Source organism: Aminobacter sp. HY435 (genome assembly GCF_027568395.1).
Classification (GTDB): Bacteria; Pseudomonadota; Alphaproteobacteria; order Rhizobiales; family Rhizobiaceae; genus Aminobacter.
Map to the genome: position 1 here is coordinate 80202 of NZ_JANKZL010000003.1, position 15097 is coordinate 95298.

General features: G+C 63.3%; 19 protein-coding genes. 10 read left to right on the forward strand and 9 right to left on the reverse strand.

Translation table 11 applies throughout. The annotated features are described in order from the left end of the window. Positions 1–48 precede the first annotated feature (48 nt). A complete protein-coding gene (locus PCJ21_RS03800; protein ID WP_269930054.1) occupies positions 49–447 on the reverse strand; it encodes an NADH:ubiquinone oxidoreductase subunit NDUFA12 in 399 nt (132 codons plus the stop codon). A gap of 156 nt (positions 448–603) precedes the next feature. On the opposite strand from PCJ21_RS03800, the gene PCJ21_RS03805 reads away from it, so the two are divergent. The 3 genes from PCJ21_RS03805 (at position 604) to panC (ending at position 2895) form a co-directional block, all read left to right on the forward strand. After that, complete coding sequence (locus PCJ21_RS03805; RefSeq protein WP_269930055.1) at positions 604–1086, forward strand: hypothetical protein; 483 nt, start codon at positions 604–606, stop codon at positions 1084–1086. 133 nt (positions 1087–1219) lie between these two features. Continuing rightward, positions 1220–2053, forward strand: a complete 834-nt coding sequence (gene panB, locus PCJ21_RS03810) for a 3-methyl-2-oxobutanoate hydroxymethyltransferase (protein ID WP_269930056.1) — start codon at positions 1220–1222, stop codon at positions 2051–2053. After that, positions 2050–2895 (forward strand): pantoate--beta-alanine ligase, encoded by an 846-nt coding sequence (gene panC, locus PCJ21_RS03815; RefSeq protein WP_269930057.1) that lies wholly within the window; start codon positions 2050–2052, stop codon positions 2893–2895. The genes panB and panC overlap by 4 nt, the downstream gene beginning before the upstream one ends. A 158-nt stretch (positions 2896–3053) precedes the next feature. Here panC and PCJ21_RS03820 read toward each other — a convergent pair whose 3' ends face one another. Both PCJ21_RS03820 and gatB read right to left on the reverse strand, forming a co-directional pair. Further along, a complete protein-coding gene (locus PCJ21_RS03820; RefSeq protein ID WP_269930058.1) occupies positions 3054–3545 on the reverse strand; it encodes a GNAT family N-acetyltransferase in 492 nt (163 codons plus the stop codon). A gap of 3 nt (positions 3546–3548) precedes the next feature. Beyond that, positions 3549–5051: an Asp-tRNA(Asn)/Glu-tRNA(Gln) amidotransferase subunit GatB gene (gene gatB / locus PCJ21_RS03825; RefSeq protein ID WP_269930059.1), complete on the reverse strand. Its 1503-nt coding sequence runs from the start codon at positions 5049–5051 to the stop codon at positions 3549–3551. A 334-nt stretch (positions 5052–5385) separates the two neighbouring features. Here gatB and PCJ21_RS03830 point away from each other — a divergent pair, with 334 nt between their 5' ends. Beyond that, a complete protein-coding gene (locus tag PCJ21_RS03830; protein WP_269930060.1) occupies positions 5386–5643 on the forward strand; it encodes a YjhX family toxin in 258 nt (85 codons plus the stop codon). Between the two features lie 52 nt (positions 5644–5695). On the opposite strand, the gene PCJ21_RS03835 is transcribed toward PCJ21_RS03830, so the two are convergent. Continuing rightward, complete coding sequence (locus PCJ21_RS03835; RefSeq protein ID WP_269930061.1) at positions 5696–6127, reverse strand: CBS domain-containing protein; 432 nt, start codon at positions 6125–6127, stop codon at positions 5696–5698. Between the two features lie 89 nt (positions 6128–6216). Continuing rightward, a complete protein-coding gene (locus PCJ21_RS03840; protein WP_269930062.1) occupies positions 6217–6951 on the reverse strand; it encodes a rhomboid family intramembrane serine protease in 735 nt (244 codons plus the stop codon). A 376-nt stretch (positions 6952–7327) separates the two neighbouring features. On the opposite strand from PCJ21_RS03840, the gene PCJ21_RS03845 reads away from it, so the two are divergent. The 3 genes from PCJ21_RS03845 to PCJ21_RS03855 all read left to right on the forward strand — a co-directional run bounded on the left by PCJ21_RS03845 (position 7328) and on the right by PCJ21_RS03855 (position 9778). Then, positions 7328–7966 (forward strand): PAS domain-containing protein, encoded by a 639-nt coding sequence (locus PCJ21_RS03845; protein ID WP_269930063.1) that lies wholly within the window; start codon positions 7328–7330, stop codon positions 7964–7966. 116 nt (positions 7967–8082) lie between these two features. Beyond that, complete coding sequence (locus tag PCJ21_RS03850) at positions 8083–8700, forward strand: PilZ domain-containing protein (RefSeq protein WP_269930064.1); 618 nt, start codon at positions 8083–8085, stop codon at positions 8698–8700. 472 nt (positions 8701–9172) lie between these two features. Beyond that, positions 9173–9778, forward strand: coding sequence for a transglutaminase-like cysteine peptidase (locus tag PCJ21_RS03855; RefSeq protein WP_269930065.1), 606 nt, complete (start codon positions 9173–9175; stop codon positions 9776–9778). A 304-nt stretch (positions 9779–10082) separates the two neighbouring features. On the opposite strand, the gene PCJ21_RS03860 is transcribed toward PCJ21_RS03855, so the two are convergent. Next, positions 10083–10625, reverse strand: a complete 543-nt coding sequence (locus PCJ21_RS03860) for a gamma carbonic anhydrase family protein (RefSeq protein ID WP_269930066.1) — start codon at positions 10623–10625, stop codon at positions 10083–10085. Between the two features lie 203 nt (positions 10626–10828). Here PCJ21_RS03860 and PCJ21_RS03865 point away from each other — a divergent pair, with 203 nt between their 5' ends. After that, the gene (locus PCJ21_RS03865; RefSeq protein WP_269930067.1) at positions 10829–11551 is read left to right on the forward strand and encodes a hypothetical protein; all 723 of its coding nucleotides are present in this window, start codon (positions 10829–10831) and stop codon (positions 11549–11551) included. 51 nt (positions 11552–11602) lie between these two features. On the opposite strand, the gene PCJ21_RS03870 is transcribed toward PCJ21_RS03865, so the two are convergent. Both PCJ21_RS03870 and cysE read right to left on the reverse strand, forming a co-directional pair. Then, on the reverse strand, positions 11603–11806 hold the full coding sequence (locus PCJ21_RS03870; RefSeq protein WP_269930068.1) for a DUF3126 family protein: 204 nt from the start codon (positions 11804–11806) through the stop codon (positions 11603–11605). A 136-nt stretch (positions 11807–11942) separates the two neighbouring features. Further along, entirely contained in the window at positions 11943–12791 is an 849-nt protein-coding gene (cysE, locus tag PCJ21_RS03875; protein WP_269930069.1) for a serine O-acetyltransferase, read from the reverse strand. A gap of 130 nt (positions 12792–12921) precedes the next feature. On the opposite strand from cysE, the gene PCJ21_RS03880 reads away from it, so the two are divergent. Next, positions 12922–13704 carry an enoyl-CoA hydratase-related protein gene (locus PCJ21_RS03880; RefSeq protein ID WP_269930070.1) on the forward strand — a complete coding sequence of 261 codons (783 nt, stop codon included), beginning with the start codon at positions 12922–12924 and terminating at the stop codon, positions 13702–13704. A gap of 2 nt (positions 13705–13706) precedes the next feature. After that, positions 13707–14297, forward strand: coding sequence for an HD domain-containing protein (locus tag PCJ21_RS03885; RefSeq protein WP_269930071.1), 591 nt, complete (start codon positions 13707–13709; stop codon positions 14295–14297). Between the two features lie 3 nt (positions 14298–14300). Here PCJ21_RS03885 and PCJ21_RS03890 read toward each other — a convergent pair whose 3' ends face one another. Further along, positions 14301–15071 carry an alpha/beta fold hydrolase gene (locus PCJ21_RS03890; RefSeq protein ID WP_269930273.1) on the reverse strand — a complete coding sequence of 257 codons (771 nt, stop codon included), beginning with the start codon at positions 15069–15071 and terminating at the stop codon, positions 14301–14303. Positions 15072–15097 lie beyond the last annotated feature (26 nt).

Below are 15097 nucleotides of genomic sequence, written 5' to 3' on the forward strand. Positions count from 1 at the left end.
TTAGCCGCCAATTGTGGCGAGAAAAGTCCGTCGAGCGCGACGGACGTCTCAGTTGCCGGGCGTCCAGGCGTCGTAGTCGCCGGTAACCTGCGGACGGTGGCTGTTGCCGAGAACCGAACCCTTGGGGCGATAGGCCGCCGGGGAGCCGGTGAGATTTGGCTGATGCGGCTTCTGCCAGTCGCGCGGGATATAGTTGTCCTGCGGCGGTGCCACGTCGACACGGTGATGCATCCAGCCGTGCCAGCCCGAAGGAATCATCGAGGCCTCGGCATAGCCGTTGTAGATCACCCAGCGGCGGGTGCGGCCTTCGGAATCCTTGCCGCCCTCATAGTAGGTGTTGCCGAATTCGTCCTGGCCGACCTTGGTGCCCTTGCGCCAGGTGTGGAAGCGCGTTCCAAGGGTCTGGCCGTTCCACCAGGTGAAAAACTGGACAAAAAAAGTCTTCATCGGGTCCTCGCGACAGGCGCGTCGAATGTTACCTGCTTATGGCGCTGCCCTTCTCCAATGGCAAGGGTCTAGACGCCCCAACGCGCCATCTGCGACGATTGGCAGGTGCCCAATCACAACCTAGTGTCTCGATGTGCACCCGCAGGGACGACGGCCATGCCATTGATGCAGATTCTCGAGATGCTGAGCTATCTGGTGACCATCTTCGGCCTGCCGCTGGCCATCTTCTTTTTCGTCTTCGAACAACGCAAGGAGCGCATCAACGAGGAGGAGGAAATCTACCAGATGCTCGCCGACGGCTACACCAACTTCCTGACGCTGTCGCTCGACCATCCCGACCTGCGCCTCCAATCGGAAGACGCCACCACAAATCTCGACGGCGACCAGCGCGACAGGCTGCTGGCGATGTTTTCGATCCTGATCTCGCTGTTCGAACGCGCCTATCTCGTCGCCTACGAGCCGGACATGCCCGAGCGCAGGCGGCGGCGCTGGGCCTCGTGGGAGGACTTCATGCGCGAATGGTGCCGTCGCGCGGACTTCCGGGCTGCCCTGCCCAAGCTTCTGCCCGGCGAAGACCCCGCATTCGCGGTCTATATCCGCCGCCTGGCGGACGAGGAAGCAGGGCGCCAATCGTCCTGATGGACGATGCCATGTTGCAGCTGCTCACGCCTTGATCTCGCACTTGCAAAACGGATTGCCGCTCCGTAAAGGACACTGGCCTTACGGGGCACGCGCACTGGCCTAAGCCAGTTGTGCCGAGGGAGGAGACAGCATGGCTTCCGACGCGCCTGTGGCCGCACGCCGCATCACGCCCGCCGAGCTTCTGGCCCGCAAGGGCGGTGTCCCTATCGTGTGCCTTACAGCCTATACATACCCGATCGCCCGGCTGCTCGATCCGCATGTCGACCTGATCCTGGTCGGCGACAGCGTGGCCATGGTGCTGCACGGCCATGCAAACACGCTGGGTGCGACGATGGACATGATGGTCGCCCACGGCCAGGCGGTGATGCGCGGCTCTGCTCGCGCCTGCGTCGTCGTCGACATGCCGGCCGGCAGCTACGAGGATACCGTCGCAAACGCCGTCGCTTCGGCGCAGCGCATCTTCGACGAGACCGGTTGCCATGCGGTCAAGCTCGAAGGCGGGACCGCCGTCGCCGCCCAGATCGCAGCGATCGTCGCCGCCGGCATCCCCGTCATGGGCCATATCGGACTTTTGCCGCAGTGGGTCGAAAAGGAAGGCGGCTACAAGATCAAGGGCCGTTCCGACGAGAACATCGCGGCCCTGCTTGCCGATGCGCGCGCCGTCGAGGCCGCCGGCGCCTTCTCGGTCGTGATCGAAGGCACAATGGAGCCGGTCGCCGCCGAGATATCGCGCATGCTGGCCATTCCGACAATCGGCATCGGCGCAAGCTCCAGATGCGACGGCCAGGTACTGGTCATAGATGACGCAGTCGGCCTGACTGTCGACCGTGTGCCTAAATTCGTCAAGGAATATGCGCACTTGCGCGACATCGTCGCCGAGGCCGCGGCAGCCTACGCGGCAGACGTGCGCAACCGCGCCTTTCCCGCCCCCGAACACCTCTTCATCCCCAAGGACAAGGCATGACCGCTGTCGTCGAAACCATCGCCGCACTGCGCGCACAGGTGCGGGCCTGGCGCGCCGAAGGCCTGAAGGTCGCGCTGGTGCCGACCATGGGCGCCCTGCATGAAGGCCACGTCTCGCTGATGCGGGCAGCCCTGAACCGCGCCGACCGCTGCGTCGTCTCGATCTTCGTCAATCCGCGCCAGTTCGCACCGACCGAGGACCTCGACAAATACCCGCGCCAACTGGCGCTCGACCTCGAAAAGCTGGAGCGAGCCGGCGTGCACCTCGCCTTCACGCCTGATGTCCAGGAGGTCTATCCCGAGGGCTTCGCCACATCCATTTCGGTCGGCGGGCCGTCGGCCGGCCTTGAAACCGATTTTCGTCCCGCCTTCTTCGATGGCGTCGCCACCGTGGTGGCAAAGCTGTTCATCCAGACCGAACCGGGTCTCGCGGTGTTCGGCGAGAAGGACTATCAGCAGCTTTGCGTCGTCAAGAAGCTGTGCCGGGACCTCAACCTGCCAGTCGAGATACTCGGTTCGCCGACGATCCGAGACGCCGAAGGCCTCGCAATGTCGTCGCGCAACGCCTATCTCAGCGCCCACGAACTCGACATCGCGCGCCAGCTGAACAAGATCCTGCGCAAGGCAGCGTCCGCCCTCGAAGGCGGCGCCGACGAGGCGTCGACGATGGCTGCGGCACGACAGGCTGTTCTCGACGCCGGCTTCGATGTCGTCGACTATGTCGAGGCGCGCGAAAGCCTAACGCTGGCGCCATGGCAGAAGGACCGCGAAGGCCGCGTGCTCGTTGCGGCCCGTCTCGGCAAGACGCGGCTCATCGACAATGTCGAGGTGGCGGCGCGTTAACACCCCCTCACCCGACCTCCGCTTCGCTCGGTCGACCTCTCCCCGAGGAGAGAGGAGGTCTGAGGCGCTGGCGCTTGGCTCTTCTCCCCAGCGGGGAGAAGGTGGCCGCGAAGCGGCCGGATGAGGGGGCAGTTCCGCAGAAGCCGGCCTGGCCGGGCCTAGCCCAGCTTCTTCTCGAAGATCAGCGCCGGTATGCCGGACTGTTCGGCACCGCAATTGGCCGTCTCGCCGACACGGACAAAGCCGTTTGCAAGGTAGAAGCGGATCGCCTGATCGTTCGCCGCCTCGACTTCGAGGCGCAACCTGCGCGCCTCAGGGAAGCATTGCTCGACTTCCTGGATCAGCATGCGGCCAATGCCGCCCCCCTGCTTGCCCGGTCGCACATAAAGCTGGTGCAGCATCACGACCTTGGGGTCGCTGGTCGCTGCGGCAAAGGCCATGCCGGCGATCAGCTTGCCGTCGTCGGCAACCAGGAATTCGGAGTTCGGCCGCGTCAGCCGCGCCTTGAGCGAGGCGACCGAATGCCACTCGGCCGTTGTCTCGTTGACTCGTTCGACGCCGTAAATCGTATCGTAGGTCGCGTGCCATGTCTCGGCGAGCAGCGCCTTGATCGTCTCAAGATCGCGCTCGCTCGCCGTGCGGACAAACATCGCCTATTCCTCGATGCCGAGCTTGGCCTTGACCAGGTCGTTGACCGCCTGGGGGTTGGCCTTGCCGCCCGTCGCCTTCATCACCTGACCGACGAACCAGCCCGCCATGGTCGGCTTGGCGCGGGCCTGATCGGCCTTGTCGGGATTGGCGGCGATGACCTCGTCGACAGCCTTTTCGATGGCGCCCGTATCGGTCACCTGCTTCATGCCACGGCTCTCGACCAGTTCCTTGGGGTCACCGCCCTCGTTCCAGACGATCTCGAACAGGTCCTTGGCGATCTTTCCGGAAATCGTGCCTTCCTTGATCAGGTCGATGATGGCGCCGAGTTGCTCAGGCGAAACCGGCGCGCTCTCGATGTCCTTGCCGGCCTTGTTGAGTGCACCGAGCAGGTCGTTGATGACCCAGTTGGCGGCTGCCTTGCCGTCGCGGCCTTCGGCGACCTTCTCGAAATAGTCGGCGATCGACTTTTCCGAGACGAGGATCGAGGCGTCGTAGACGGAGAGACCGAGCGTCGACACCAGCCGCGCCTTCTTGTCGTCGGGCAGTTCGACGAGATCCTTGGCGAGTTCGTCGACATAGGCCTGGTCGAACTCCAGCGGCAAGAGGTCGGGATCGGGGAAGTAGCGGTAGTCGTGCGCTTCTTCCTTCGAGCGCATCGAGCGCGTCTCGCCTTTGTTGGGGTCGAACAGGCGCGTTTCCTGGTCGATCTTGCCGCCATCCTCGAGGATCGCGATCTGGCGGCGCGCCTCGTATTCGATGGCCTGGCCGACGAAACGGATCGAGTTGACGTTCTTGATCTCGCAGCGGGTGCCGAACTCGCCGCCGGGACGACGCACCGACACGTTGACATCGGCGCGCATCGAGCCTTCGTCCATGTTGCCGTCACAAGTGCCGAGGTAGCGCACGATCGTACGCAGCTTGGTGACATAGGCCTTGGCCTCATCCGACGAGCGCATGTCCGGCTTGGAGACGATCTCCATCAGCGCCACGCCCGAACGGTTGAGGTCGACATACGACATGGTCGGGTGCTGGTCGTGGATCGACTTGCCGGCGTCCTGCTCGAGATGCAGGCGCTCGATGCCGATTTCGATGTCCTCGAACTCGCCCTTGCGGTCGGGTCCGACCGAGATGGTGATGGTGCCCTCGCCGACGATCGGCTGCTTGAACTGCGAGATCTGATAGCCCTGGGGCAAATCTGGATAGAAGTAGTTCTTGCGGTCGAAGACCGACTTCAGGTTGATCTGAGCCTTGAGGCCAAGGCCGGTGCGGATGGCCTGGCGCACGCATTGCTCGTTGATGACGGGAAGCATGCCGGGCATCGCCGCGTCGACGAGGCTGACATTGGCATTGGGCTCTGCGCCAAACGCCGTCGACGCGCCGGAGAACAGCTTGGCCTCCGAGGTGACCTGGGCATGAACCTCAAGGCCGATGATGACTTCCCAGTCGCCGGTGGCGCCGGGGATGAGACGCTTTGCGTCGGGCGTGCGGGTATCGATGAGAGTCATGGTGATCCGGAATCGTTTGTCTGTCTCGTCAGCCATGTCGGCCGACAAACCGTATGGTTTCGCTAGATCAATCGTTGCCGCGTTGCAACCTTCCCGTTGGAATTCCGCGCCCGAGTTGCGACCGCTGGCACTTTCCAACAGACTATCCTATATCGGCGTCATCCCTATGGAGTTTGGATGTTCCACTCGTGTGAGTCCCGCTAAAGCCCCGACCTTCTTGTGAAGGCGGGGCATGAAAACCTGAAACCCCGTGCCGCGAGCATTCGTGGCGGCGGCTTTTTGTTTTGGCCAACTGCTTTTGCGGCTGGCCAGGTTTTCTGGGACTCATCCAAAAATGGACATCTCGCGCATAGAGCAGCGCATCCTGCATCTGCTGGCCCAAGGCGGGCGCATCGAAATCGAAAAAGACGACAACAAGAAGATCGAGACAGTGGTCTGCCTCACCCGCGACGGCTGGCGCTACCCGGGCTTCGATCTCGAACTGTTCAGGAAACTGAAGCGGAAAAAGGCCGTATCGTCATCGCAGGGAGGCCCCTACCGGATCACCAGACGCGGCTTGATGCTGGTCCGCTCCGAACTCGACAACAGGTGATGTCGACACGCGCCGGATACGCCTTTGGCGTCTCCGGCGCGCCGGTCTCAGTTCAGGCCGTGGCGATGTAGGCCTTGATCTCTTCCGCCTCGCGCTCCGCATCCTCGATGCGCCGCTTGACCACGTCGCCAATCGAGACGATGCCGAAGAGATAGCCGTCGCGCTCGACCGGCAAATGGCGGAAGCGGCCGTTGGTCATGATCTGCATGACTTCGTTAACGGTATGGTTTTCATTGCAGATCTTGACCTTGGGGGTCATGACTTCGCGGACAGCCTTGTCGAGCGCCGCAGCGCCTTCCTTGCCAACGACCCGCACGACGTCGCGCTCGGAAAGAATGCCGACGATCTTGCGGTCGCCATTGGTGACGACCAGTGCGCCGATGCGATTTTCAGCCAAGATTTGCGCAGCTTCCGAGAGCTTGATGTTCGGCCCGATGGTGAAAACGTCGTGGCCCTTCTTGTCCAGAATAGCCTTCACAGTCATGGGGTGCTCCTTCTGCTATCGGTCTGCGCAGTTCCTTCCGGTCCGGGGCATGGTGCGCTGCATCAGGCCGCATTTCAAGTGCGCAGACCTCATCTGTAGACTGGCATGCGATCGAACAGACGGATGCCCAGGAAGCCGGCCAGGAAACCGCCGATATGCGCTTCCCAGGCGATCTGGCTGTCCATCCCCGGGACGAACCCGACGACCCCGGTGACGATGTTGACGATCATCCAGACGCCGAGAAAGGTAATCGCCGTGCGCGAACGGAAAACATCGACGATCGGCAGCGGCGGACCGGCGAAGGCAGGCTTGCCGTGCGAGCGGTCGATCTGGAAGCTGAAGCGTGCGGCAGCTCCCATCATGCCCGAGATTGCGCCAGACGCCCCGACCAGCGGCGCCTGGCCGAGCGGATGCAGAGCATAAAACAGAGCGGCAGCGGCAATCGAGGTGACGGCAAAGAAGATCGAAAAGCGCAGCGCGCCGAGACGATTGGCGAGCGGCGAACCGAATGCCGCCAGCCACACCATGTTGATTGCCAGATGGATGAAATCGCCATGCAGAAAGGCATAGGTAACAGGGCTGGTGAAGGCGTAGACGTCGAGATCGAACTGCCCGGAATAACGGATCGGAATGAAGGCTGCGCGAATGAGCAGCCAGACATCCTGATCCGGCGTCAACAGATAGGCGCGCACGACGTGGATTGCCACGCAGGCACCGATGGCGGCTATGACGATTGCCGGCAGGTTGAAGACGGGCTCGCGCCGCTCGGGCTCGGCGTCCGGCATCAGGTTGTCTTCGTCGTACTGCCCTGCTGGTTCGGTCATTGCGCCTCTGATCCGGATTGCGACCGGCACAGCCAGCCCATGCCCCATCTAGAGCAGCGCCGCACAAAGCGCAAAAAAGAAAGCCGTCCAGGGTCGCCCCTGAACGGCTGGTCGAGCCCCCATGCCCTCCCGAAAACCTTGACTGAAGTGCTGCAGGCCACCGCTCGGCGGCCACTTCAAGAAGTAGCGTGAAATTGCCACGGTTCGCGCCGGGCGGCAACGTAAACCCTTTGTTAACCTTAACTGACCCCACCCGTTAACAACTGTTACCGTCGCTGGCACGCATCCTGCTCCGCGCCTCATGTAGTCCTCAAGATTGAAGCGATTCTGTCCAGCGATGGCACATCAGGCGCAGAACCGCTCGGAGCGGAGCAATATGAAACAGAAAGGATCGTTGGCACTGTTCCAGTACTGGAACCGCCTACGCAACGGTCGGCCCGCGCCCAAGCGCACGGAGGTAGAGCCCGCCGACATCAAGGGCCTGCTCGCCGACACCTTCATCCTCGAACGCGACAGCCGCGGCGAAGCGGTGTTTCGCCTCGCCGGCACGCGCCTGTGCGCCACCTTCGGCCGCGAACTGAAGGGTTTTTCGTATCCCTCCTTGTGGCGGCAGAAGGACCAGCGACTGATCGCCCGCCTCGCCTACGGCGTGTTTCAGCAGAAGTCGGTCGTCGTCATCGCCTTCGAAGGCTTTACCGCAAGCCTGCGGTCGACGAGGTTCGAAATGCTGCTGCTGCCGCTCGACGGCGGTATCGAAAACCCGCGCAGCCTGGGCGTCTTGTCCAGCGCCGACCGCCCGTTCTGGCTCGGATCCGACCCGCTGACCGACGCCTCGATCGACAGCGTCCGGGTGATCGATCCCGACCTTGAACCGGTGTTCCTGGCAAACCGGCCCGAGGTCACCGTACCATCGCTCGCGCCCAGCGATTCCGCGCTGCATGGCGAGCCCAACCCGCTCGACGGCGCGCGCCGGATACGCCACCTGTTTGTCCTGGAAGGCGGGCGAGAGGAATAGTTGTCCTCGCCTGCCGTTCCGGCAACCACTACGCGTTTTGTTAACCTGTTTGGCGGTATTTTTCTCCAATCGCTTCCCGGTGCGGTTCGAGGAAGCCGTCAATTTATGAGGGTAGCATGAGGCCAGCGGCGATCGAATACGCGCCGTCACGGGCGGAGAGGCGCAATTTCCAGCGCGTCCGCGTGAAGATCTATGGTCGCTTCATGCTTGAGGACCGCAGCGAACATGCCGGCCAGGTGGTCGACATGTCCCCCGGCAACGTCGCCTTCCGCGCCGACCGCTCCGGCACCCCCGGCGAAAAGGTCATCGCGTATATCGACCACATCGGCCGCGTCGAGGGCGTGGTTACCCGCACCCTGCCCGACGGCTTCGCCATGACGGTAATCGCCTCCGAGCGCAAGAAGGACAAGCTCGCGGCGCAGCTGACCTGGCTCGCCAACAAGCACGAACTCGATCTGCCGGAAGACCGCCGCCACGAACGCGTCGCGCCGCGCAACCCGATCAGCGCCCTGCAGCTTACCGATGGCCGCCAGTATCCTTGCCGCATCATCGACCTGTCGCTTTCGGGCGCGGCGATCGAGATCGAGGTCAAGCCGGCAATCGGCGTCCAGGTAACGCTCGGCACCATGCGCGGCCAGATCGTGCGCCACTTCGAAGACGGCGTCGCCATCGAATTCGCCGTCGTGCAGCGCCCGGAAACGCTCGACAACGAGTTCAACCGCCCGCGCACCTAGAGCGCCGTGCGTCCGAATGGACGCACGGCGCTCTAACTTATTGAGTTGGCGCATCGTGCTTTCCGAGAATCGGGTCCGATTTTCGGGCCGATGCGCTAGCCTCGGCGATCCCGAAGACAGCCTCGTGTCGCGCCGGCGATGCGGTTTTTTTCTTTTTGCCGCCTCACCTCCGCCAGTCAGCTCCTTTTTGCGCGCCATCGCGTCGCAACAAGTTCGACAGGGCCATTCGGTCCCGATTTCCGCTGGCCCACTTTCGCACACCCTCGCAAGCCCCTGCGCCAGAACGGCACATGCCGCAAACTGGCATTGTACCATTTCGATAAAATTGTAGTCGAATTTTCCTCAACTTTTATTCTTGTTTTACTCTTGATTTTGCCAAATGCACTTCGGTTTTTACTCAACATCTACTTCGTCATTTTGCGTGATATAAATTTGGACCTGTCATTGTCACCTCAAACGGGGAGACAAGAACATGTCCAAGCGTCGGGGATGGCTGCTGGTTCTGGCGGCGACGGTTCAGGTTGCAGCGCTGTCCAGCGCCGTGGCTGCGCCGGCAGTGATGCAGACCAACGGCCGCACGACGCAGCCCGTCGGACACTATGAGCTGTGCAAGCGTTCGCCGGTCGAATGCGCCCAGAAGACGTCCAGCCGCGCACCCGTCGAGCTGACGCGCTCGCTGTGGCAGAAGGTCGTCGCCATCAACAACGACGTCAACACCTCCGTCACCCCGCTGACCGACATGGAGATGTGGGGCAAGGAAGAATACTGGTCGTATCCGACCAACAGCGCGGGCGACTGCGAGGACTATGCGCTTGAAAAACGTCGCCGCCTGATGGAACTCGGCGTGCCGGCCGGCGACCTGCTTTTGACCGTGGTGCGCCAGGCCAATGGCGAAGGCCACGCAGTGCTGACCATGCGCACCAACCTCGGCGAATTCATCCTAGACAATCTGGAGACGCGCGTGCTCGCCTGGAACGAGACCGAGTACACCTACCTGAAGCGCCAGTCCGAGCGGAATTCGGGCGTATGGATCGCCATCAACGACGGCCGCGCCGACGCAGTCGCCTCGGTCCGCTAGCAGCGCAGCGCCCTCCCGGCGCGCACAGCGCTTCGAACCGGCGCACGGTCCGCACCCTTTCTCCGGGTCGTGCGCCACCCAAAAACCCGGTCGCGTCCCCACCCTCCCCGTCCCCAACGACCGGGTCTAGGAGCCGGCCCAAGTCCCCGGGCCGGCTCCGCCTTTCTGGCGGAGACAGTTTTGCGGAAAACACGATTGTCGGGCAAAAGGGACGACAGAGCTCGCTTGACGAGTTGCGGCTCGAAGATCGGCCGCGTCGAGAAGCGCGGACGGCGTTGCTGCTCGCGCTGCCTTTCGCGGCAGGCTACCTCGCCTGCTCCGGCACCTTCACCAGCCCGCCGCTGAACCGCTTCTGGTTGGCGACATAATCGGCAGCCGACTTGCGCAGCCTGTCGGCCGCGGCATCGTCGAGCGTGCGGATCACCTTGGCCGGAGAGCCGACAATCAGCGAATTGTCCGGAAATTCCTTGCCTTCGGTGACCAGCGCACCTGCCCCGACAAGGCAATTCCTGCCGATCTTCGCGCCGTTAAGGACGATGGCCCCCATTCCGATCAACGAATTGTCGCCCACCGTGCAGCCATGCAGGATGGCACGGTGGCCGATCGTGCAGCCTTCGCCGATAACAAGCGGATAGCCCGGATCGGTGTGCATCACCGTGTGCTCCTGCACGTTCGAGCGCGCGCCGATGGTGATGGTCTCGCGATCGCCGCGAATGGCCGAACCGAACCAGATGCCGACATCGCGACCGATCCTGACATCACCGATGACGGCTGCATCGGGCGCCACCCAGGCGCTGTCGCGGTCCTCGAACTGCGGCTGGACGCCGTTGAGTGCGTATAGGGGCATGTCGGTCTCCTCCGGTGTGGTCGGCCGCAAACTATGGAGACGACGACGCCAAGGCAAGCGCCCGCCGGCTTAACGCACCATTAACCATGCTCGCGCAATGTCGGGCGACTACATGCACACAGCGCCGACCATTGGCGGCCTTTTGCGCGTTGGCGCGGTGCCTTTTGGGCAGGTTGTGCTGCCCGAGATCCAGGGGAAATGACATGCCACGACAGGCGAGCGAAAGCCCCGACTTCGAGATCGTCAATTCCGCGATGATGATGAAGGTGTTTTGCGCCTTCGCGGCGCTCGCCCTGCTGTCCGCCTCGATCAGCCTTGGCGGCCGTTGGTTCGGTCACACCATTGCCATGGCCGGCTACACCGACGACACCACGCTCAAGGAAATCGTCATCGACAATGACGTCATTTCCGCGCCAGCCAACATGATCCGGTTCGAAAAGGCGCGGCGCAATGGCGTGGCCAGCCGGCTCGACCTCTACATGCGCTGGCCCGAACAGGACGGCTACAGCGAGGCGGGGCGGACGGCCTTCAACAACAGCGACGGCGACAAGCGCATCGTCTTCCTGAGCTTCGAACCGCGCGTCATGACACGCGACATGAGCGATCGTCTCGACCCGATCTACAACGCGCTGACGATCAAGCCGGGCGTTCCGGGCCCCGAGGGGGTGACGCTGTTCGGCTTCACCGAAACATCGGGCTATCTCAACGAGGTGCTGGCAGTGGGGGCGCGGGCAGGTGAACCACCGTTTGTCGCGCGCTGCCTGTCCGGCGAACCGGCGGAAGAATCGCTCGCGCCGTGCGAGCGCGACGTGTTCGTGGGCAAGGACCTGAGCCTGACCTACAGGTTTCCACGCGAATTGCTGGCGGATTGGCGGTCGCTTGACAAGGCCGTAGTGGCCAAGGCGACCGCACTGCTGCACATGTGATGATGCCGCGCCAGGCACGGCATCCAGACACCAAAGTGCCGCAGGCTGAAATCAGCCCAGATCGATGTCGAGAATCGCCATCGAGAAGTTGTAGTCGCCGTCGTCTTCATCCCTGAACACGATGCCGAGGAATTCGTCGCCGACGTAGACTTCGGCCGAGTCGTCCTTACGCGGACGCGCCTTGACCTGGATCTTGGGGTTTTGGAACTGGCGCTTGAAATAAGCGTCGAGTTTTCGGATTTCTTCCGGCTTCAACTGGCTTCTCCGGCTTCAAGTTAGAGGCGCGCTTCTGACACGGCAAACAGGGCGATGTAAAGGCGAGGCATACTTACCCCGCGCAATTCGCGCGAGGCGGCGGCCCTGTCAGGGGCAAGGCGGCGAAATTCCGGCGTCAGATGTCGAAGCTGACGACATGATCCATGCTCTGCGACGGCAACAGCTGGTCCATCTGGCTCGACGGGCGATCGCAGCCCGTTTCGCCGACGACCCGCGCCGGCACTCCGGCGACCGTCTTGTTGTGCGGCACGGGCGACAGGACCACCGAACCGGCCGCGATCTTGGAACAATGGCCGACCTCGATGTTGCCGAGGATCTTGGCGCCGGCGCCGATCAGCACGCCGTAGCGGATCTTGGGATGGCGGTCGCCACCAGCCTTGCCGGTGCCGCCAAGGGTGACGCCATGCAGAATCGAGACATCGTCTTCGATGACCGCGGTCTCGCCGACGACGAGGCCGGTGGCATGGTCGATGAAGATACCCTTGCCCATCCGCGCGGCTGGATTGATATCCGTCTGGAAGACCGAGGACGAGCGGCTCTGCAGGTAGAGCGCAAAGTCCTTGCGGCCTCGGTTCCACAGCCAGTGCGCCAGACGATGGGTCTGGATGGCATGGAAGCCTTTGAAGTACAGCACCGGCATCAGATAGCGGTCGCAGGCCGGGTCGCGGTCGAAATAGGCCTGGATGTCGGTGCGCACGGTGTCGCTCCAGTCCGGCCGGTCCTCGAGCATCGCGTAGAAAGTCTGGCGAATGAGATCGGCGCCGAGATCCTGATGCGCCAGCCGCTCGGCGAGGCGATGGATCACCGCCTCCTCCAGCGTGTCCTGGTTCAGGATCGTGGCGTAGAGAAACGCCGCCAGCAGCGGGTCGCCCGCCACCGCGTCCGTCGCTTCGTCGCGCACCGATCGCCAGATCGGATCGACCGGCTTCACCGAGCTCGGGCGCGCTGCGGATATGGTATTCATCGACGGTCTCCGTTCACTGCCGGCTTGTGCAATCCCGCGCGGGACATATAAGCCAGATGTTAGCACGATTGAACTCAATTTTCCTTAGTGCTCGATCAAGTGGATTTGGTTCGCGGATATTCAAGGCGCCATGGAAACTGAACCCTTGCTGGTCTCAACGGCCGATGGCGTCGCGACAATCGTCATCAGCCGCCCGGCACGAAAAAACGCCATCACCCAGGCAATGTGGGTCGACCTGGCCCAGCGCGTGAACGAACTCGGCGCTGACGATGGCACGCGCGTCATCGTATTGCGTGGCGCGGGTGCGGATTTTTCCGCCGGCGCCGACATTTCCGAATTCGACAGCCTGCGCGGCACGGCCGAAAGCGCCCGCGCCTACGAAGCCACCAATTCGGCTGCCTTCGCCGCCCTGCGCAACTGCCTCGTCCCTGTCGTCGCCGCGATCCGCGGTATCTGCTTCGGCGGCGGCTTCGGAATTGCCGCCGCCTGCGACCTCAGGATCGCCACCGACGACGCGCAGTTTGCCGTGCCCGTCGCCCGGCTGGGCCTGGCCTATCCGCAAGATGCCATGGCCGACATCGTCTGGGCGGCAGGCGAACAGACGGCGCGTTATCTCGCCTACACGGCCGGCCGGATCGACGCGCAGGCAGCCCTGTCGGCCGGCTTCCTGCTCGAAATCGTCGAGGCCGAGCGTTTTGATGCCCGGATCGCCGACATCGCCGGCACCATCGCCCGCAACGCGCCGCTGTCGGTGCGGGCGTCCAAGGCTGCGATCCGCTCCGCCTTGAGCCACGAAGCCGGCGAAGTCGCGCTTGCGCAGCAATTCGGCGACGCCACATTCCTGAGCGAAGACTACGCGGAGGGCCGCGCGGCCTTTTCCAACAGGCGTACGCCCGTGTTCAAGGGACGGTAGCGATGTCTCTCCTTGATGCAGCAATGAAAGCGGAGCTGAGCGGCCTCTACCGGGCCGGCGACCGTCATTACCATGGCATCCGTCACATCGAGGCGTCGTTGAGCCTGCTTGCGGAATACCGCGCCCAATTCGCCGATCCCGAGGCGGTCGAGGCCGCCATCTGGTTCCATGACGCGATCTACGACAGTCGCGCCAAGGACAACGAGGCGCAAAGTGCCGCGCTCGCCGCCGACAGGCTAGGCGGCAAGGTCGATCCCACTCGCCTCGCCCGCATCACGGCGATGATCGAGGCGACGGCCACGCACCATCTGCCCGGCCTGCCGGACGGGGCGGCAGAGCAGGATGCGGCGCTGTTCCTCGATATGGACCTTTCCATCCTCGGCGCACCAGCCGGCGCTTTCGAGGCCTACGAGGCGGCTGTCAGGCGCGAATATGGCTGGGTCAGCGAAGCCGACTGGCGCGCCGGCCGCACTGCCGTCCTGAAAACCTTCCTGGCGCGGCCACGCATCTATTTCAGCGATACCTTCGCCGCACTTTTCGAGGCACAGGCGCGGGCGAACATGGAGCGGTCGCTGCAAACGCTGGGAAGCTGATGCTCAGAGCGGATGCTCGGCATAAAACTCCAGGACGCGCTTCTTGAAGGTGCGGTCGCCGACTGCGAGCATGTGATCGCGCTTCTCGATGTCGAAGCTCACCGCCTTGGGCATAAGCGCGGCAAGTTCCGAAGCCGAGCCGCCGATATCGTCGGTCGTGCCCACCGCCACCAGAGTTGGCTGGGTGATGCGGGACATGTCGGCTTCGGTCAGCAGTTCGCGCGAGGTGGCGATGCAGGCGGCGAGCGCCTTCTTGTCGCTGCGCGTCTGGTCGGCAAAGGCGCGGAACGACTTGCCGCGGCGATGCGTGATGGTTTCGGGGTCTTCGGCCAGGAGCGCATCGGCGATCGGATCCCAGTCACCGACGCCATCGACCATGCCGATGCCCAATCCGCCAAAAACCAGGGTCGCCACACGTTGGGGTGCTTCGAGCGCCAGAAAGGCCGACACCCGGGCGCCCATCGAGTAGCCCATGACATGGGCGCGCTCGATGCCGAGATGGTCGAGCAACGCGATCGCGTCGCCGGCCATCTTGGATGGCGTGTAGTCCGCTTCTTCATAGCTCTTGGAGGTACCGCCATGGCCGCGGTTGTCGAACGCGATTGCGCGATAGCCGGCCTCGGTCAGCGTCTTGAACCAGCCCGGCGACACCCAGTTGACGAAATGGCTGGAGGCGAAGCCGTGGATCATCAGCACCGGGTCGCCGGAACCGGCGGCGGCAGGCGGCTGGTCGAGGAAAGCGAAATCGAAACCGTCATGGGTGAAATGGTCGATAGCCATCGTCGCTCCGAATGTGTCTG